This is a genomic window from Salmonella sp. SSDFZ69, from assembly GCF_004010755.1.
GTDB classification, from domain to species: domain Bacteria; phylum Pseudomonadota; class Gammaproteobacteria; order Enterobacterales; family Enterobacteriaceae; genus Salmonella; species Salmonella enterica.
Genome location: NZ_CP034831.1, coordinates 4,526,973 through 4,546,549 on the forward strand (window position 1 = coordinate 4,526,973; position 19,577 = coordinate 4,546,549).

The window sequence follows — 19,577 nt, forward strand, 5'->3', positions numbered from 1 at the left end:
TGTGAGCACTGCAAAGTACGCTTCTTTCAGGTAAGGAGGTGATCCAACCGCAGGTTCCCCTACGGTTACCTTGTTACGACTTCACCCCAGTCATGAATCACAAAGTGGTAAGCGCCCTCCCGAAGGTTAAGCTACCTACTTCTTTTGCAACCCACTCCCATGGTGTGACGGGCGGTGTGTACAAGGCCCGGGAACGTATTCACCGTGGCATTCTGATCCACGATTACTAGCGATTCCGACTTCATGGAGTCGAGTTGCAGACTCCAATCCGGACTACGACGCACTTTATGAGGTCCGCTTGCTCTCGCGAGGTCGCTTCTCTTTGTATGCGCCATTGTAGCACGTGTGTAGCCCTGGTCGTAAGGGCCATGATGACTTGACGTCATCCCCACCTTCCTCCAGTTTATCACTGGCAGTCTCCTTTGAGTTCCCGGCCTAACCGCTGGCAACAAAGGATAAGGGTTGCGCTCGTTGCGGGACTTAACCCAACATTTCACAACACGAGCTGACGACAGCCATGCAGCACCTGTCTCACGGTTCCCGAAGGCACATTCTCATCTCTGAAAACTTCCGTGGATGTCAAGACCAGGTAAGGTTCTTCGCGTTGCATCGAATTAAACCACATGCTCCACCGCTTGTGCGGGCCCCCGTCAATTCATTTGAGTTTTAACCTTGCGGCCGTACTCCCCAGGCGGTCTACTTAACGCGTTAGCTCCGGAAGCCACGCCTCAAGGGCACAACCTCCAAGTAGACATCGTTTACGGCGTGGACTACCAGGGTATCTAATCCTGTTTGCTCCCCACGCTTTCGCACCTGAGCGTCAGTCTTTGTCCAGGGGGCCGCCTTCGCCACCGGTATTCCTCCAGATCTCTACGCATTTCACCGCTACACCTGGAATTCTACCCCCCTCTACAAGACTCAAGCCTGCCAGTTTCGAATGCAGTTCCCAGGTTGAGCCCGGGGATTTCACATCCGACTTGACAGACCGCCTGCGTGCGCTTTACGCCCAGTAATTCCGATTAACGCTTGCACCCTCCGTATTACCGCGGCTGCTGGCACGGAGTTAGCCGGTGCTTCTTCTGCGGGTAACGTCAATTGCTGCGGTTATTAACCACAACACCTTCCTCCCCGCTGAAAGTACTTTACAACCCGAAGGCCTTCTTCATACACGCGGCATGGCTGCATCAGGCTTGCGCCCATTGTGCAATATTCCCCACTGCTGCCTCCCGTAGGAGTCTGGACCGTGTCTCAGTTCCAGTGTGGCTGGTCATCCTCTCAGACCAGCTAGGGATCGTCGCCTTGGTGAGCCGTTACCTCACCAACTAGCTAATCCCATCTGGGCACATCTGATGGCAAGAGGCCCGAAGGTCCCCCTCTTTGGTCTTGCGACGTTATGCGGTATTAGCCACCGTTTCCAGTAGTTATCCCCCTCCATCAGGCAGTTTCCCAGACATTACTCACCCGTCCGCCACTCGTCAGCAAAGCAGCAAGCTGCTTCCTGTTACCGTTCGACTTGCATGTGTTAGGCCTGCCGCCAGCGTTCAATCTGAGCCATGATCAAACTCTTCAATTTAAAAGTTTGATGCTCAATGAATTAAACTTCGTAATGAATTACGTGTTCACTCTTGAGACTTGGTATTCATTTTTCGTCTTGCGACGTCAAGAATCCGTATCTTCGAGTGCCCACACAGATTGTCTGATAAATTGTTAAAGAGCAGTGCCGCTTCGCTTTTTCTCAGCGGCGCGGGGTGTGCATATTACGCTTTCCCGCTTCAGAGTCAAGCGTTTATTTTCGCTTTTCTCCGTGAGGTTCTGGTCTGAACCCCGCTGACCCGGCGGCCTGTGTGCCGTTGTTCCGTGTCAGTGGTGGCGCATTATAGGGAGTTATTTCTGCCTGACAAGAGGAAATTTAAAATAATTTTCTGAGTGCGCACTTTTTATTCTTTGCGTTTATTTTGCCGACGATTTGTTGGTTAAATGGGCTATTTCACGGGCAAAGTGCGCAACCTGCTCCCAGTCGGTGTACACCACTTCTTTACTGGTATCCGTTTCGCCGCCCGACATCTTCATAATAAGCTTGATCATCAGACGGTCATACCAGCGATAGCGGGGATAGCGAAGCGCGCCTGCAATGACGGCACAGTAGTCAGGTCGCCACGGAGAGCTCATTAAAAACTTACGCGCGTAGCTGTTAGTCTGCGGCGTCCGTTTTTCAGCTTTACGCGCCACCAGGTTAACGGAATAAAAGGCGCTCGGCATTCCGTTCAACCGCGTGGCATATTTCTTAACAAACTCCTGAAAGGCGCTGTGGTAATGACCATAACGAATAGACGCGCCAATCACTACGCGATCATAGCTATCCCAGTCCGGCTCTTCTGCGCGATGCAGATTAACGACATCGGCCCAGATCCCCATCTCTTTGAGTTCAGAAGCCAGATAAGAGGCAATTTCGCGCGTTTGTCCGTCCCGGGTAGAGAAAAGAATCAATGTTTTCACGTGTTACTCCATTATTCACGCCAGAAAGTCGGGGTAAAAAGTACCAGCAAAGTGAATACTTCCAGACGACCAAATAGCATGTTGGCGATGAGTATCCATTTCGCAACCGGATTCATACTGGCGAAGTTATCAGCAACCACCCCTAGCCCCGGTCCCAGGTTATTAAGCGTAGCCACTACCGAGGCGAAAGCCGAGAAATCATCTACGCCTGTAGCGATAATGGCCAGCATACTGACGATAAATACCAGCGCGTAGGCAGAAAAGAATCCCCAGACGGCTTCCAGAATACGTTCTGGCAGCGCCCGGTTCCCCAGCTTAATACTGTAAACGGCATTCGGATGCACCAGACGTTTGAGTTCGCGGTTCCCCTGTTTAAACAACAACAGAATACGGATGACCTTTAACCCCCCGCCCGTTGACCCGGCGCAACCGCCAATAAACGCGGAACATAGCAGCAAGACGGGCAAAAACAGCGGCCAGCGCGCAATGCTGTCCGTGGTAAACCCTGCCGTTGTCGCCATCGACACAACCTGGAAGAACGCCTGATTTAGCGTTGTCAGCGCCGAGTCGTAGATATTATGGAACCACAGTACCAGCGTGCAGATCACCACCAGCGTCAACTGTACGCCGATGAACATGCGGAATTCCGGATCGCGCCAGTATACCTTCAGGCTACGCCCGCTTAATAAAGAGAAATGCAGGCCATAGTTACAACCGGAGATCAGCAGGAAAATAGCGATGATGGTATTAATAGTGGGACTATCAAAATAGCCTACGCTGGCGTCATGCGTTGAAAAGCCGCCGATAGCGATAGTGGAGAAGCTGTGTCCGATAGCGTCAAACGCGGGCATCCCTGCAAACCATAGCGCCAGCGCGCAGGCTACCGTTAGCAAGACATAGATAAGCCACAGCGTTTTCGCCGTCTCGGCAATACGCGGGCGCATTTTGTTATCTTTGAGCGGACCCGGCATTTCTGCCCGATAGAGCTGCATCCCCCCGACGCCGAGGATAGGGAGAATCGCCACCGCCAGCACAATGATCCCCATACCGCCAAACCATTGCAGCATCTGACGATAAAAGAGAATGGCGTGCGGTAATGAATCCAGCCCCACCAGAGTAGTGGCGCCCGTGGTGGTTAACCCGGAGAACGATTCAAAAAAAGCATCGGTAATGGTGAGGTTTGGGCTTTCCGAGAAAATAAACGGCAGCGCACCCACGCTGCCCAGCACGGTCCAGAACAGCACCACGATAAGAAATCCTTCGCGGGATTTCAGCTCGCCCTTTTCCCTACGGTTCGGCCACCACAGTATGGAACCGATCGCCAGCGCGACAAAAAAGGTCTGCGTGAACGCTCTTCCTGCGCCATCACGATATATTAGCGCTACCAGTCCCGGGAGAATCATTGTCCCCGAAAATAAGATAACCAGTAGTCCAACGATTCGGGTAATGGCGCGAAAATGCATCTCTGCCGCTTCCTTTATTCTTAAAAATGAGGTGGGGATTATTCTTCAATCGCTAACAATTGCAATGAACCACGGCTAAAATCCGCCAGTTTTGTGGAAAATACATTCACATGAGCAAAAGGAAGCGCCACCCTGAGCCGAACAGACGCCTGATAATCGCTGGAAACGATCTTCCCGGCAAACTGTCCTAATAATGCTTCGATTCCGGCCAACTGACCGTACTCACACTGCAAAGTATATTCGGTTAATGGCGTCTTGCGTTGTGTGGCAAGCTGACGTAATGCCTGATTCACACCGCCGCCATAGGCTTTTACCAGCCCGCCCGTACCCAGCAGAATACCACCATAGTAGCGCACGACGACGGCAGTAATTTCTCCGACGCCGCTGCCCATCAATTGCGCAAGCATCGGCTTGCCTGCCGTTCCCGCCGGTTCGCCGTCGTCTGAAAAGCCCAGTTGCTGTGAGTCGTCCGGCGCCCCCGCCACCCACGCCACACAATGGTGGCGCGCATCAGGGTGCTCAGCTCTGACTGACTCAACAAACGCTTTCGCCGCCTCTACGCCATCGGTATGCGCCAATAGCGTAATAAAGCGGCTTTTTTTGATCTCTTCAACAACGGTGACCGGCGCTGCAGGGATTAACCAACTGTCCATTACGCCAGTTTTAAATCCCGCGTCATGTTTTCCACGCCGTTTTCGTGGATGACCACGTTATCTTCAATGCGAATACCGCCGAAAGGCTTGAGCGCTTCAATTTTCTGCCAGTTGAAGTGCTTGCTGAACGGGCCTTCGCGCCACGGCGCTAACAGCGATTCGATGAAGTAAATCCCCGGTTCGATGGTCAACACCATTCGCGGCTGTAACACACGCGTGCAGCGCAGATACGGGTATTTGGACGGCGCGGCGAGATGCGTACCGGAATCATCCTGCATAAACCCGGCCACATCGTGTACCTGCAGACCCAACGGATGACCAATACCGTGCGGCATAAACGGCCCGGTGAGATCATTTTCCACCATCGCCTCTTCACTCATGTCGGTAATGATTTGATGTTTACGCAGCAGCTTTGCGATGCGCTGATGGAACTGAATATGATAATCCACATAGCTGACGCCCGCCTTCATGGTAGCGATCAGCGCCAACTGTTCGTCGTTAACATCTTTCACCAGGTGGGCGTAGTCGTTATCGTTTTTCGCCGACCAGGTCCGCGTCAGATCCGCCGCGTAGCCGTTGTATTCCGCGCCCGCATCCAGCAGGAAACTGCGCATTTCAGACGGTGCCTGATGATCCAGTTTCGTGTAATGCAGCACGGCGGCATGTTCGTTCAGCGCCACAATGTTGCTGTATGGAACATCGGTATCGCGATGTCCCGTGGCGGTCAGGTACGCCAGGTTGATGTCAAACTCGCTCATGCCGGAACGGAAGGCTTCTTCCGCCGCACGATGACCGCTCACCGCCATTTTCTGCGCTTCGCGCATACAGGCCAGTTCATAATCCGTTTTATAGGCGCGGTAGTAATGCAGATAGTCGATAACACCTTTCGGGTTGATGTTGCTGGCGGCGATATCCAATTGTAGCGCGCGCTCAGGAACCGGGCCGATATAGCCGATATTGCCACGCGCGGCAGGCAGCTGGCTGCCGATGCCATCCGCTTTCGGCAAGGCGACGACCTCGACTTCTTCTGTCCAGAAGGACGTTGGCAGCGGTTCAACGTTATGCCAGTAATCGACCGGCAGATAAAACCACAATTTGGGTTTGTTGACGCCATCGACCAACAGCCAGCAATTTGGAACCTGAGTTACCGGCACCCACGCTTTAAACTGTGGATTGACCTTAAACGGATAAGGGTGATCGTCGAGAAAGACATTGAAAAGCTCGCCGGAGTGAATAAGTAACGCATCCAGCTTAAAGCGCGCCAGGACATCGCGCGTCCGTTCTTGTAAGGTAACGATATGATTTTTATAGAGCGCGGCCAGTGATTCCATTTTTTACCCTTCTGTTTTTTTGACCTCAAGTTCCCGCATCTTAGCACATCGCCCCACGAGAGCGTGATCTCTGCCGAGCGTGATCACATCGGCATTTCTTTAATCATTTATTTGCATTTTTTTAACACAAAATACACACTTCGCTTCATCTGGTACGACCAGATCACTTTGTGGATTCAGGAGACTGACATGCTTTATAAAGGCGACACCCTGTACCTCGACTGGCTGGAAGATGGCATCGCCGAACTGGTGTTCGATGCTCCAGGCTCGGTCAATAAACTCGACACCGCAACCGTCGCCAGCCTCGGCCAGGCGCTTGAGGTGCTGGAAAAGCAACACGATTTAAAAGGGCTGCTGCTGCGCTCTAATAAAGCGGCCTTTATTGTCGGCGCGGACATCACCGAATTTCTTTCACTGTTCCTCGTCCCCGAAGAGCAGTTAAGCCAATGGCTGCATTTCGCTAATAGCGTCTTTAACCGTCTGGAAGATTTACCCGTACCGACCCTTGCCGCCGTAAACGGCTATGCGCTGGGCGGCGGGTGCGAATGCGTGCTGGCCACCGATTACCGTCTGGCGACGCCAGACCTCCGTATCGGTCTGCCGGAAACTAAACTGGGCATCATGCCGGGTTTCGGCGGCTCCGTTCGTCTGCCGCGTATGCTGGGCGCAGACAGCGCGCTGGAGATTATCGCGGCAGGTAAAGATGTCGGTGCTGAGCACGCGCTGAAAATCGGCCTTGTGGACGGCGTGGTCAAACAAGAGAAGCTAATTGAAGGCGCGATAGCGGTGTTACGCCAGGCCATTACCGGCGATCTCGACTGGAGAGCTAAACGCCAGCCGAAACTGGAACCGTTGAAACTCAGTAAGATTGAAGCAGCGATGAGCTTTACCATCGCTAAAGGCATGGTCGCACAAACGGCGGGTAAACATTATCCGGCGCCGATGACCGCAGTGAAAACCATTGAAGCCGCCGCGCGTTTTGGTCGTGAAGAAGCGCTGAATCTGGAAAATAAAAGCTTTGTTCCGCTGGCGCATACCAATGAGGCTCGTGCGCTGGTCGGTATCTTCCTCAACGATCAATATGTAAAAGGTAAAGCCAAAAAGCTGACCAAAGATATTGAGACGCCGAAACAGGCAGCCGTACTGGGCGCGGGCATTATGGGCGGCGGTATCGCTTACCAGTCGGCCTGGAAAGGCGTACCGGTCATCATGAAAGATATCAACGATAAATCGTTGAACCTCGGCATGACCGAAGCGGCCAAGCTGCTGAACAAACAGCTGGAGCGCGGCAAGATCGACGGTCTGAAGCTGGCGGGCGTCATTTCGACCATCCACCCGACTCTCGATTATGCCGGTTTCGATCGCGTAGATGTTGTTGTCGAAGCGGTAGTCGAAAATCCGAAAGTCAAAAAAGCGGTACTGGCGGAAACCGAGCAGAAAGTGCGCCCGGAAACCGTGCTGGCCTCAAATACCTCCACCATCCCAATTGGCGAACTGGCAAGCGCCCTGGAACGTCCGGAAAACTTTTGCGGAATGCACTTCTTCAACCCGGTACACCGGATGCCGCTGGTTGAAATCATTCGCGGCGAGAAGAGTTCAGACGAAACCATTGCCAAAGTCGTCGCCTGGGCAAGCAAAATGGGCAAGACGCCGATTGTAGTCAACGACTGCCCCGGCTTCTTTGTTAACCGCGTGCTGTTCCCCTATTTCGCCGGTTTCAGTCAACTGCTGCGCGACGGCGCGGATTTCCGCAAAGTCGATAAAGTGATGGAAAAACAGTTCGGCTGGCCGATGGGCCCGGCCTATCTGCTCGACGTGGTGGGTATTGATACCGCCCACCACGCGCAGGCGGTAATGGCGGCAGGCTTCCCGCAACGGATGCAGAAAGAGTATCGCGACGCGATCGACGCATTGTTTGACGCCAGCCGTTTTGGGCAAAAAAACGGTCTGGGCTTCTGGCGCTATAAAGAAGACAGCAAGGGTAAGCCGAAGAAAGAAGAAGATGCCGCGGTGGATGACCTGCTGGCAAGCGTCAGCCAGCCGAAACGCGACTTCAGCGACGACGAGATAATCGCCCGTATGATGATCCCGATGATTAACGAAGTGGTTCGCTGTCTGGAAGAAGGCATTATCGCAAGCCCGGCGGAAGCCGATATGGCGCTGGTCTACGGCCTGGGCTTCCCTCCGTTCCACGGCGGCGCATTCCGCTGGCTGGATACACAGGGCAGCGCGAAATATCTTGATATGGCGCAGCAGTATCAACACCTCGGCCCGCTGTATGAAGTGCCGGAAGGGCTGCGTAATAAAGCGCGCCATAACGAACCGTATTATCCCCCGGTTGAACCAGCCCGTCCGGTTGGTTCTCTGAAAACGGCTTAAGGAGTCACAATGGAACAGGTTGTCATTGTCGATGCTATTCGCACCCCGATGGGCCGTTCGAAGGGCGGCGCGTTTCGTAACGTGCGGGCAGAAGATCTCTCCGCCCACTTAATGCGTAGCCTGCTGGCGCGTAATCCGTCGCTTACAGCGGCGACCCTCGATGATATTTACTGGGGCTGCGTACAACAAACGCTGGAGCAAGGCTTCAACATTGCCCGTAACGCCGCGCTGCTGGCAGAAATTCCCCATTCGGTACCGGCGGTCACCGTCAACCGTCTGTGTGGTTCCTCGATGCAGGCGTTACACGATGCAGCGCGAATGATCATGACCGGCGATGCGCAGGTTTGTCTGGTTGGCGGCGTGGAGCATATGGGGCACGTGCCGATGAGCCACGGCGTGGATTTTCACCCGGGTCTGAGTCGCAACGTCGCCAAAGCGGCAGGGATGATGGGGCTAACGGCGGAAATGCTCTCCCGCCTGCACGGCATTAGCCGGGAAATGCAGGACCAGTTCGCCGCGCGTTCTCACGCTCGCGCCTGGGCCGCCACCCAGTCTGGCGCATTCAAAACGGAGATTATCCCGACTGGCGGTCATGATGCAGACGGCGTGTTGAAGCAGTTTAACTACGATGAAGTGATCCGCCCGGAAACCACGGTCGAAGCGCTATCAACGCTGCGTCCGGCATTTGATCCGGTTAGTGGCACGGTCACGGCGGGCACCTCATCCGCGCTTTCCGATGGCGCAGCCGCCATGCTGGTAATGAGCGAAAGTCGTGCCCGTGAGCTGGGTCTGAAACCTCGCGCCCGTATTCGCTCAATGGCAGTGGTGGGTTGTGATCCGTCAATTATGGGTTACGGGCCGGTTCCGGCGTCAAAACTGGCGTTGAAAAAAGCGGGACTGTCAGCCAGCGATATCGATGTGTTTGAGATGAACGAAGCGTTTGCCGCACAGATCCTGCCATGCATTAAGGATCTGGGATTGATGGAGCAGATAGACGAGAAGATCAACCTCAACGGCGGCGCGATCGCGCTTGGTCATCCGCTCGGCTGCTCCGGAGCACGTATCAGCACCACGCTTATCAACCTGATGGAGCGCAAAGACGCGCAGTTTGGTCTGGCGACGATGTGTATTGGTCTGGGTCAGGGCATCGCCACGGTGTTTGAGCGGGTTTAATCAAAGATAATATCCCCTAAATAACTCGCATTGCAGCGCAGCGGCAACTGAGCGAATCCCCGGGCACATAGATAACTATGTGCCCGGGGTGAGCAAAGGCAGCCAACAAAGAGGCTGCGCGAATTATGACGGGAAACAGTTTAGTTGCCGTTTTTCCCGCCCGTCAGGGGCGGGTTTTTTCACCGTATGGCCCGTTCTACTCAGTAAGCGCTTTGGTCAGGCTAAATGGCATAGCTTGATATCCACGCGCACCATGTATTTGCATTTCGACCGCAGGCTCTTTTTCTCCCCATTTGAACTCTTCCAGATACGGATTAGGCAAGCTGGTAAATGCGCCTACCGACAAATCAAACGCACCACCTGCTGTTGCGGAATACACGAACACAGAATTCTTGTCAGTCTGGTACTCGGTGATAGAGGTTACCGGGCTAAACCACTCGTTCCCGCGCTCTTTACCGTATTGCCAGATCTGTTGGACTGTCTTGTTTTTCTGGTCGATTTTGTAAATCACGGAGCGGCTGTATTTCATACTCTGCATAGCAGGCTGTTCTAAGCCGCGGCCATCGCCATTGTCGAAAGCGGAAAGGTATAAGATATCGCCTTTACTCTTACTATCAATTTTAAAAGCCGTATGTTGCGTCCATGTCCAGTCGAAGTCACCCTCGCAGCCACTGTCCTGGCAAGCGATTTTTTGGCCTTTGCTATCCACTGGCGTCAGAATTGCGGCATTAAATGGCGCTTTCCAGCCAGCAGGCGTACCCAGTATCCACTTCACTTTCTTATCGCGGCCGATTTTGATAATCGCACTCTGGTGGCGGGAGCTGATGATGATGGAATCATCTTCACTGTCATAGTCGACGCTGTTGACATGCGCCCAGTTGCGGCCAGCCCCACTACCCACGATATCCCCGAATTTGTCGGAGGAGTCCAGCGCCGCCAGATCTTCTTCGCTCAACGTATGGCCGGACTGGCTGGCGTCGATATTCAGGCACACAGCGCCCTGATCGAGGGTTTTCATTATCACATCACGATAAGGATCGAGGATATCAAACAGACGCCATTCATCCACTACCACGCCGTTCTGATCAACTTCGGCAATCACATCACGCACGGTACGAACATTTTTCCCATCAGGACGTTTATAGTTAGAGCTGGCTACACGCAGGAAGTAGTGACCGTTGGCCGCGTTATCCATTGAGTGTGAAAAATCGTTATAATTATCCGGCAGACGGCGGTTAAAGATTTCACGCCCCATGATATCGTATTTCACATAACGCTGACCGTAGCCCCACGATAGTGCGCCATCCTGGTTTTGTTTAAAGCCCATCATAACGCCAGCACGATAAATTGACTTTAAATCATAAATTGAACTTGGATTCATAAACCAACGAATATCACCGGAGGTGTCGATAATAGCGTTAGCTGTAGTGAAGTTCCATTCTAATGCACCCCCAGTAGGGTTGTTCCAGACAGTACGCGTTCCATTCCCAGACTTATCTTTCGTATTATTCAAAAGATACAAGCGATCTTTAAATTCTGGGGAAACCTTTTTAACATCGATAGTAAAGAGTGCTGATTGTTCTTCTTTTGTACCCGATGATTCAATATAGGCAGGCGGTGCATACATTTTATAGCTTTCTTTTATATTTTCGGTTTTACTACCCTGGATCCTTGTATATTCAACTTCAACGGTATTGACATAATCTGGGTAAAGACCAAAGACGGGGATACCGCCATACGTTAAAAGGTATTTATTATTAACTTTATACGCGATCTCCTGGCCATTTTCTTTGGGGACAATCCGTACATGCACGTCACGTAACTGGTAACCGCCATTACGAATAACGGCGGTTAGCGGCGCGATATCATAGGGGTTCATAACAACTTCGCCAATTTTTCCCTGGACCTGATAGTCCACTTTAGCGCCGCTGGCGCCGCCGATGGCGAAAGCAGTAGAAGGTACTGATGACAAAATTGCAACAGATAATGCGAGAGAAGTTAAAGCATATTTAAATTTCATAACACTCTCCATCTTATAAATAAATAACTAACTTTCCATTTTATGTTTCTTTTATAAAAATAAATGAAGCATATATAATTAACTATTTTTATTGATAGCCTCAGGACATAATATTACTTAATTTATTACACGCAATACAAAGCCTGTAGATATTCAATATCATAAGGTTTTATAGTTGACGATTAATTAATATTTAAGAGGACTTTTAGGTAGGCTAACGTAAAAAGGGACGCTACTGCGTCCCATAAAATAGTTAAATAAATGCGAACGCATCGCCAAACAGACGATCTTCCCGCGCGTTACGCTCATGACAGAACAGATCGCGGGCGATTTTCGCCATCTCAAAACGTCCGGCAATATAAATATCGTGCCCCGCCAGCGTACCATAATCCTGCAATACCGCCGTAAGTACCGTTCCTGTACGTCCACGCCAGCCTTCTTCCGGCTGCTCGACAACAGGTTCAATACGCAAATTCGGATGGTTAACAGAGAGTGCTTCCAGCTCAGAGAGATCATAGAGGTGCTTTTCTTCGCGACCACCCCAGTAAATGGTAACATCACGGGCCGGGTTGCGCGCTAACGCCGTCAACAGGATGGAGCGCACATAAGAAAAGCCCGTACCGCCCGCGATCAGAATCAACGGACGCTCTTCATCGTCACGTAGCCAGGCGTCGCCATGCGGAATATCGACGACGATTTCCCGGTCTTTCAGAATTCGATCCATGACCGCCATCGCATACAGATTGAGCTCGGAAGCGCCAATGTGTAATTCAATAAACCCTTTCTCGTCCGGCGTTGAGGCCATCGAAAACGGGCGTTTGTCACGCTCGTCCATTACGACCATCAAATACTGACCAGCGCGGAATGAAAACGCCGCGTCCGGCACTAAACGAACCCGATATACGGTATCGGTGATAGCTTCTACCGAGGTCACTTTACAGCTTAAGGTTGTCATGCGCTCCCTCTGTCGGGTGTCGGGTCAATACCGACATTTTTCAAGCCGAGTCGCCACAGCCTGAAATGTCGATGTCCGCTTTCAGTTATTTAAAGATAGCCAGCTCATCCCAAATCGCATCAATACGCGCGGTAACTTCAGGATCTTTAACAATAGGACGACCCCACTCGCGTTGGGTTTCGCCCGGCCATTTGTTTGTGGCATCCAGCCCCATTTTTGAACCCAGCCCGGAGACCGGCGAGGCAAAATCCAGGTAATCAATCGGCGTATTTTCAACCAGCACCGTATCCCGCGCAGGGTCCATACGGGTGGTAATCGCCCAGATCACATCATTCCAGTCGCGTGCGTTAACGTCATCATCGCAAACGATAACAAATTTCGTATACATAAACTGGCGCAAAAACGACCAGACGCCCATCATGACGCGTTTCGCATGACCAGCGTACTGCTTTTTCATCGTCACTACCGCCAGGCGGTAAGAACACCCTTCCGGCGGCAGATAAAAGTCGACGATTTCCGGAAACTGTTTTTGCAGAATAGGCACGAAGACTTCATTGAGCGCCACCCCTAATACCGCAGGCTCATCGGGCGGACGCCCGGTATAGGTGGAGTGATAGATGGCATCCTCACGCTGCGTAATATGCGTGACGGTAAAGACCGGAAAGTTATCCACTTCATTATAATAGCCCGTATGATCGCCATACGGTCCTTCCGGCGCCATCTCTCCCGGCTCAATGTAACCTTCAAGGATAATCTCGGCGCTGGCAGGCACTTCCAGATCGTTAGAAAGGCATTTAACCACTTCAGTTTTCGTGCCGCGCAGCAGGCCCGCAAAGGCATACTCCGACAGAGTATCGGGAACAGGAGTCACGGCGCCAAGTATCGTCGCCGGATCGGCGCCCAATGCGACGGAGACCGGGAAACGTTCACCCGGACGCGCGGCTAACCACTCCTGAAAATCCAGCGCGCCGCCGCGGTGAGACAGCCAGCGCATAATCAGCTTATTTTTACCTATCAACTGCTGACGATAAATGCCCAGGTTTTGCCGCTCTTTGTGCGGACCACGCGTTACCGTCAGTCCCCAGGTAATCAGCGGCGCGGCGTCGTCCGGCCAACAGGTCATGACAGGAAGACGCGTTAAATCGACATCATCGCCAGACGCGATTTTCTGCTGGCAAGGCGCGCCGCGTAACCGTTTCGTCGGCATATTCAGCACTTGCTTAAACTGCGGCAGCTTGTCAAACAGATCGCGAAAGCCTTTCGGCGGCTCAGGTTCTTTCAGAAACGCTAATAATTTACCCACTTCCCGTAATGCGGAAACATCATCCTGCCCCATGCCCATCGCCACGCGTTTTGGCGTGCCAAAAAGGTTGCACAGCACCGGCATGGCGTAACCTTTAGGATTTTCAAACAGCAACGCCGGTCCACCGGCACGCAGCGTGCGGTCAGCGATTTCCGTGATTTCCAGATGAGGATCCACAGGTAGCGTGATGCGTTTTAGTTCCCCCTGCTGCTCAAGTAGCGTCAGGAAGTCGCGTAAATCGTGATATTTCATGGCGTCCATTGTAGCCTCTTGGTAAGCGCATCATTATACGGCGTTCATCATCGGGATGCTGTATTTTTGTTAAATTAGCGTGAACTCTGGCAACCAACGCTAATCCAGATACGGCTTAAAGGATGAAGTGTATAATTAACTTCGCGCATGGCTTTTGCTATGCTTGCGCCCCGAACAAGCGGATAAGAGTCATTATGCAATCCTGGTATTTACTGTACTGCAAACGCGGGCAACTTCAGCGTGCTCAGGAACACCTCGAAAGACAAGCGGTAAGTTGCCTGACACCGATGATCACCCTGGAAAAAATGGTACGCGGAAAACGTACCTCCGTCAGCGAACCGCTCTTTCCTAATTATCTGTTCGTTGAATTTGATCCGGAAGTGATACATACCACTACAATCAACGCCACGCGCGGCGTCAGCCATTTTGTGCGCTTTGGCGCGCATCCTGCGATCGTGCCTTCCAGCGTTATTCATCAGCTTTCTATCTACAAGCCCGAAGGCGTTGTCGATCCTGAAACCCCCTATCCCGGCGATAGCGTCATCATCACGGAAGGCGCATTTGAAGGGCTGAAAGCGATTTTTACCGAACCGGATGGCGAAACGCGTTCGATGTTACTGCTTAATTTACTCAATAAAGAAGTGAAGCAGAGCGTAAAAAACACCGGTTTTCGCAAGATTTAGCGATCGTTCAGAATACAACCTCAAATAAGGTTCTGGCGTTGGCATCTGTCATCGCCGCTAACCATTGCGGATCTTCACCACGCCATAGCGCAATGCGCTCCAGGATGTGAGGCAGATACGCGGGCTCGTTGCGTCGTGACGTTGGTTTCGGCGTAAGATCGCGAGGCAACAGATACGGCGCATCGGTTTCTATCAGTAGCTTTTCCGCTGGAATAAACGGTAAGAGTTCACGTAGCTCAAGCCCGCGTCGTTCGTCGCAAACCCACCCGGTAATACCGATATAGAGCCCTCTGTCCACACAGGCCTGCATTTGCTGGCGTGAACCGGTAAAGCAGTGCAGTATTGCACCAGGAAGACTATCCAGCCAGGGATCAAGCAATGCCAGAAATCGCTCATGCGCGTCCCGGCAGTGCATAAAGATTGGCATCTGCAATTCGGCGGCAATTTGTAGCTGCGCCTGAAAGGCACGCTCCTGCTCCTGCGGCGTGGAAAAATTGCGATTGAAATCCAGCCCGCACTCACCGATAGCGACGACTTCCGGCTGGTTCGCCAGCGCAATAATGGCGTCTTCAGACGCGGGTGACCACTGACTGCTGTCATGGGGATGGACGCCAGCCGTCGACCAACAATGGGGGTAGCGCCGCGCCAGTTTTAACGCCTGCTGACTTTCATGGATGTTCGTTCCGGTCAGTAGCATACCTTTTACTCCCGCCGCAAACGCACGGGCGACCACATCATCACGATCTTTTGCAAACTGGCTACTGGTTAAATTAACGCCAATATCAAACATGCTTGCCCCCATATGACAACCGCCCTGGCGGGCGGTTGTGTTTAGTCTTCAGTGTGCTCGGCCTTTTCGGTTTCGGCCTCGTTATCTTCGTCGCGCGTCCGTCGCTTACCGACATAAAAGCGTGAGCAGAAAACGCCAATTTCAAACAGGCAGTACATCGGTATCGCCAGCAACGTTTGCGAGAAAACATCTGGCGGCGTAAGCAGCATTCCCACAATGAATGCCCCGACCAGGATATAAGGCCGTTTTTTACGCAAATCTTCTGGCGTGGTGATGCCCATCCAGCACAGCAACACAATCGCCACCGGCACTTCAAAGGCTACGCCAAAGGCCATAAAAAGCGCCATAACAAAGCTAAGATAGCTGGCGATATCTGTCGAAACCTGTACCCCTTCCGGCGCCGTATGCGTCAGGAAACCAAAGGCCAAAGGGAATACGACAAAATAGGCGAAGGCCATACCAATGTAGAAAAGCAGCGAACTGGATACCAGCAGCGGTACGACCAGACGACGCTCATGCTTATACAGCGCCGGGGCGATAAAGGCCCAAACCTGGTACAAAATGACAGGCGCGGATAAGATCAAAGACACCATGAAGGTGAGTTTGATAGGCGTAAAAAACGGCGACGCCACATCCGTCGCAATCATTGTCGCCCCTTGCGGCATCTGTTTAATCAGCGGTGCGGCGACTAAATGATAAATATCATTGGCGAAATAAATTAACGCCAGAAAAATCAGAAGTACTGCGACGATGCAGTTTAGCAGGCGCTTACGCAACTCGATCAGATGCGTGATAAGCGGTTGAGTATCTTCTACAGCCATGTTTACGGTTTATCACTCGACGAGGGGGAAGATTCGACAACAGGCGCAGCGGATTTCTTCTCGGCGTCTATCGTGGCTACGGAAGCGGTTTCCGTCGACTCAGGCACGTTAGCTTTAACGGGCTCCGGCTTTTGTTCCGGCGCGCTCGCCTGTGTTTCAGCGGCGGCAGGGGTGACGCCCTCATGCTGCGTTTCGTTCCCTTTTACCACCGGGTTATGGATGGTATGCGCTTCATCGCTCGCTTGTTCGGGATCGTTAGCGCTGTAGGTGCGTTTCATCGACTCCGCCGCCTGACGCAGTTCATCCATAGATGCTTTCAGCTCGGGAGTCAGATTTTCCAGGCTCGCCTTTTCGACTTTTTTCAGACTGTCCTGGAACTCCTGAAGTTTCAGTTCCTGAGTCAGTTCATTCTGAACCGTTGTCGCAAGGGACCGCAACGCGCGAATCCAGCCCGCTACCGTTTTTACCGCTACTGGCAATCGTTGCGGCCCCAACACAATGAGGCCGATAACGAACACTAACAGCAGTTCGCTAAAACCGATATCAAACACGGATTATACCTGCTCTTTATCTTGGCTTTTAGCGTCTTCCTTTTTCGCTTCGCCTTGCTTATCCGCGATAGATTTAGCGGTAAAATCAGCGTCCTGACTGGTTTTATCCTGTTTGGCATCATCATCGCTCATGGCCTTTTTAAAGCCTTTGATAGACGCGCCAAGATCGGAACCGATGGAACCGAGTTTTTTGGTGCCGAACAGCAGTACGACGATAACGGCAACAATCAACAACTGCCAAATACTGATACCACCCATACATGTTCCTCTGTGATAGATGATGAATTAATAGGGCCGCATTATACACATTATCCTTCGCGCTGCCTCTTTGTTAGCCGCTTTCGCCCATCCTATTCACATACTTTTACATACGACCGGGACGACATTGACTTGCGGCCTGAGTACTGCCTCGAGTGATAATATGTACCTGCGTGACACAACCGGCGTTGAGCGATAAAAAATCTCAACGAGTTTTACGCCAGCCAACCAGCCAGACCACTACGCCGCCGACCATGAGCCAGCCAGGCATCAATCCCCATTCAGGGCGGTTGACGAGTAAGAATGACCCGCTCAGTAACAGCGTTGCGCCAATTCCCAATAAATAACGAGACTGACTTTGGCGCACATGGTTTACCTGTAACTCGCGCGCAATCTTATCAACACTGTGCTGTAAATATTTGCCCTGGCGCAAACTGTCGTACACCAGTTCAGGTATTTCTGGCATTTTTTCGACCCAGAACGGCGCTTTTTCTTTAAGAGCCCGCGTGAGAGCCGGAATACCCACCTGATCTTTGATCCAGGACTCAAGAAACGGCTTCGCCGTTTTCCACAAATCAAGCTGAGGATAAAGTTGCCGCCCAACCCCTTCAACATACAATAATGTTTTCTGCAACAACACCAGTTGCGGCTGGACTTCCATGTTAAATCGACGCGCTGTATTGAAAAGGTTTAACAACACATGACCAAACGAGATTTCCGCGAGCGGCTTTTCAAAGATAGGTTCACAGACGGTGCGGATGGCAAACTCAAAATCTTCAACGTTGGTATCTGGCGGAACCCAGCCTGAATCGACATGCAGTTCTGCCACCTTTCGGTAATCGCGATTAAAAAACGCGATAAAGTTTTCAGCCAGATAACGCTTATCTTCTTTGTTTAGCGACCCGACGATACCGCAGTCAATGCCGATATATTGCGGGTTTTCAGGGTGTTCATGGCTGACAAAAATATTTCCCGGATGCATGTCCGCATGGAAAAAGCTGTCGCGGAAAACCTGGGTGAAGAAAACTTTAACCCCGCGTTCCGCCAGCAGTTTCATGTTGGTGCCGTTCTTTTCCAGCGCCGCCACATCCGAAACCGGAATGCCGTATATCCGCTCCATCACCATCATGTTCTGGCTACAGTAATCGGAGTACACCTCCGGGATATACAGCATGGGACTATTTTCAAAATTGCGGCGTAACTGAATCGCGTTGGCCGATTCCCGCAGCAGATTCAGCTCATCGATCAGCGTTTTCTCATACTCACGCACCACTTCCGTCGGGCGCAGACGACGCCCATCCGGCAACAGGCGTGGTACCCAGCGAGCAAGGCGATAAATCAGTTTCAGGTCTGCCTGAATTACCGGCAAAATATCCGGGCGAATGACCTTAATAACCACTTCTTTACCGTTTGATTTCAATCGCGCGGTATGTACCTGGGCGATTGACGCCGACGCTAAAGGCTGGATATCAAAGTCGTCAAACCAGGCTTCGACTGGTAGCCCCCCCATCGCCTCTTCAATCTGGGCTTTCGCCAGCCGACCATCGAATGGCGCGACTTTATCCTGGAGCAAAGCGAGCTGATCGGCGATTTGCGGCGGGAACAGGTCACGGCGCGTGGAGAGCATCTGACCAAATTTGATCCAGACCGGTCCCAGCTCTTGCAACGCCAGTCTTAATCGTTCACCCAGCAATTTATCTTTATGCCGGTTTGGCATCCAGAACAGCGAATAGCGCCATAATCGGAGTGGCAGTGTAAGACGCATTCGGGGGATGAGTTCATCAAGGCCGTAGCTTAGAAACGTGCGGATGATGAAATATAGGCGCCGTACTTCACCTGGCGTCATTTGGCCTCCAGTTTTTCCAGCCGTGTGGTCAGAGAATCTACGGCGCGCTCAACAGCCGCGGTTTCTTCGGCAAACCATGCGACTTCCAGCGGGCCAGGCGCCATACGCCACTCTTCAGTGATCGCTTCAGCGGCATAACGCTGCTGGCGTTGAAACGCGTGGCGCAGGAATTTAGCCCCGCCACGCACGACCTTACCGATACTTTCCGCCGCAATATCACCCGTGTATGGCGCCAACAGCTCCGCAGGATCGAATTCGGCGAGATCGGCGAGCGCCACAAAATTTTGCACGACCTGAATATCGCCCTGCACTTCCAGTTCGCCGCTGCGAATAAGCGTGGCCAACTGCTGACGATCGCGTAGTTTTGGCAAAACGCTAGCTTGAGTGATTACCGTACAGTCCGCTTCGCCTTCCCATGCCCCCAGCACATCAACCTGGCGTTCACTGAATACCAGGACTAATGGCGTCGAAAATCCCTTTAGTTTCACACACAGTACTTTTCCCTGTAAGCGCGTTCTGGCTGATTTCAGCGCTGGCGAACGATACAGAAACGTATTGAGGAGACCTTCAATTCCTGCGGTCACTAAGGGTTTAAAAGGCATT

The 19,577-nt window shown here is 52.2% G+C and carries 16 protein-coding genes and 1 rRNA gene; 3 read left to right on the top strand and 14 right to left on the bottom strand.

Annotation, left to right across the window (positions count from 1 at the left end; genetic code table 11):
* Nucleotides 1–31: 31 nt before the first annotated feature.
* From EOS98_RS22390 to pepQ, 5 genes are all read right to left on the bottom strand, one after another.
* Nucleotides 32–1,573, bottom strand: a 16S ribosomal RNA gene (locus EOS98_RS22390).
* Nucleotides 1,574–1,950: 377 nt separating this feature from the next.
* On the bottom strand, nt 1,951–2,496 hold the full coding sequence (hemG, locus tag EOS98_RS22395) for a menaquinone-dependent protoporphyrinogen IX dehydrogenase (protein ID WP_000853982.1): 546 nt from the start codon (nt 2,494–2,496) through the stop codon (nt 1,951–1,953).
* Nucleotides 2,497–2,507: 11 nt separating this feature from the next.
* Nucleotides 2,508–3,959: a Trk system potassium transporter TrkH gene (trkH, locus tag EOS98_RS22400; RefSeq protein WP_000545688.1), complete on the bottom strand. Its 1,452-nt coding sequence runs from the start codon at nt 3,957–3,959 to the stop codon at nt 2,508–2,510.
* Between the two features lie 38 nt (nt 3,960–3,997).
* Nucleotides 3,998–4,612 (bottom strand): IMPACT family protein, encoded by a 615-nt coding sequence (locus tag EOS98_RS22405; RefSeq protein WP_064034474.1) that lies wholly within the window; start codon nt 4,610–4,612, stop codon nt 3,998–4,000.
* Nucleotides 4,612–5,943: a Xaa-Pro dipeptidase gene (pepQ, locus tag EOS98_RS22410; RefSeq protein ID WP_000444525.1), complete on the bottom strand. Its 1,332-nt coding sequence runs from the start codon at nt 5,941–5,943 to the stop codon at nt 4,612–4,614. The genes EOS98_RS22405 and pepQ overlap by 1 nt, the downstream gene beginning before the upstream one ends.
* 189 nt (nt 5,944–6,132) lie before the next feature.
* Between pepQ and fadB the strand changes: the two genes are divergently transcribed.
* Both fadB and fadA read left to right on the top strand, forming a co-directional pair.
* Entirely contained in the window at nt 6,133–8,322 is a 2,190-nt protein-coding gene (gene fadB, locus EOS98_RS22415) for a fatty acid oxidation complex subunit alpha FadB (protein WP_000966001.1), read from the top strand.
* A gap of 9 nt (nt 8,323–8,331) precedes the next feature.
* Nucleotides 8,332–9,495, top strand: a complete 1,164-nt coding sequence (gene fadA, locus EOS98_RS22420) for an acetyl-CoA C-acyltransferase FadA (RefSeq protein WP_000438778.1) — start codon at nt 8,332–8,334, stop codon at nt 9,493–9,495.
* 196 nt (nt 9,496–9,691) lie between these two features.
* On the opposite strand, the gene EOS98_RS22425 is transcribed toward fadA, so the two are convergent.
* From EOS98_RS22425 to ubiD, 3 genes are all read right to left on the bottom strand, one after another.
* A complete protein-coding gene (locus tag EOS98_RS22425; protein ID WP_000669892.1) occupies nt 9,692–11,515 on the bottom strand; it encodes an aryl-sulfate sulfotransferase in 1,824 nt (607 codons plus the stop codon).
* Nucleotides 11,516–11,768: 253 nt separating this feature from the next.
* Nucleotides 11,769–12,470 carry an NAD(P)H-flavin reductase gene (gene fre, locus EOS98_RS22430; RefSeq protein WP_000209831.1) on the bottom strand — a complete coding sequence of 234 codons (702 nt, stop codon included), beginning with the start codon at nt 12,468–12,470 and terminating at the stop codon, nt 11,769–11,771.
* 85 nt (nt 12,471–12,555) lie between these two features.
* A complete protein-coding gene (ubiD, locus tag EOS98_RS22435; protein ID WP_000339760.1) occupies nt 12,556–14,034 on the bottom strand; it encodes a 4-hydroxy-3-polyprenylbenzoate decarboxylase in 1,479 nt (492 codons plus the stop codon).
* A gap of 185 nt (nt 14,035–14,219) precedes the next feature.
* On the opposite strand from ubiD, the gene rfaH reads away from it, so the two are divergent.
* Nucleotides 14,220–14,708: a transcription/translation regulatory transformer protein RfaH gene (gene rfaH, locus EOS98_RS22440; RefSeq protein WP_001192410.1), complete on the top strand. Its 489-nt coding sequence runs from the start codon at nt 14,220–14,222 to the stop codon at nt 14,706–14,708.
* Between the two features lie 7 nt (nt 14,709–14,715).
* Here the strand turns inward: rfaH and tatD are convergent, their stop codons facing one another.
* From tatD to ubiJ, 6 genes are all read right to left on the bottom strand, one after another.
* Nucleotides 14,716–15,498, bottom strand: coding sequence for a 3'-5' ssDNA/RNA exonuclease TatD (tatD, locus tag EOS98_RS22445; protein ID WP_000459637.1), 783 nt, complete (start codon nt 15,496–15,498; stop codon nt 14,716–14,718).
* A 41-nt stretch (nt 15,499–15,539) separates the two neighbouring features.
* On the bottom strand, nt 15,540–16,319 hold the full coding sequence (gene tatC / locus EOS98_RS22450; RefSeq protein ID WP_000257554.1) for a Sec-independent protein translocase subunit TatC: 780 nt from the start codon (nt 16,317–16,319) through the stop codon (nt 15,540–15,542).
* Between the two features lie 2 nt (nt 16,320–16,321).
* A complete protein-coding gene (gene tatB / locus EOS98_RS22455; protein WP_000459612.1) occupies nt 16,322–16,870 on the bottom strand; it encodes a Sec-independent protein translocase protein TatB in 549 nt (182 codons plus the stop codon).
* Nucleotides 16,871–16,873: 3 nt separating this feature from the next.
* Nucleotides 16,874–17,128, bottom strand: a complete 255-nt coding sequence (gene tatA, locus EOS98_RS22460; protein ID WP_000508972.1) for a Sec-independent protein translocase subunit TatA — start codon at nt 17,126–17,128, stop codon at nt 16,874–16,876.
* A gap of 205 nt (nt 17,129–17,333) precedes the next feature.
* The gene (gene ubiB / locus EOS98_RS22465; protein WP_000187559.1) at nt 17,334–18,974 is read right to left on the bottom strand and encodes a ubiquinone biosynthesis regulatory protein kinase UbiB; all 1,641 of its coding nucleotides are present in this window, start codon (nt 18,972–18,974) and stop codon (nt 17,334–17,336) included.
* Entirely contained in the window at nt 18,971–19,576 is a 606-nt protein-coding gene (ubiJ, locus tag EOS98_RS22470) for a ubiquinone biosynthesis protein UbiJ (RefSeq protein ID WP_126524402.1), read from the bottom strand. Before ubiJ ends, ubiB begins: the two co-directional genes overlap by 4 nt.
* Nucleotide 19,577 lies beyond the last annotated feature (1 nt).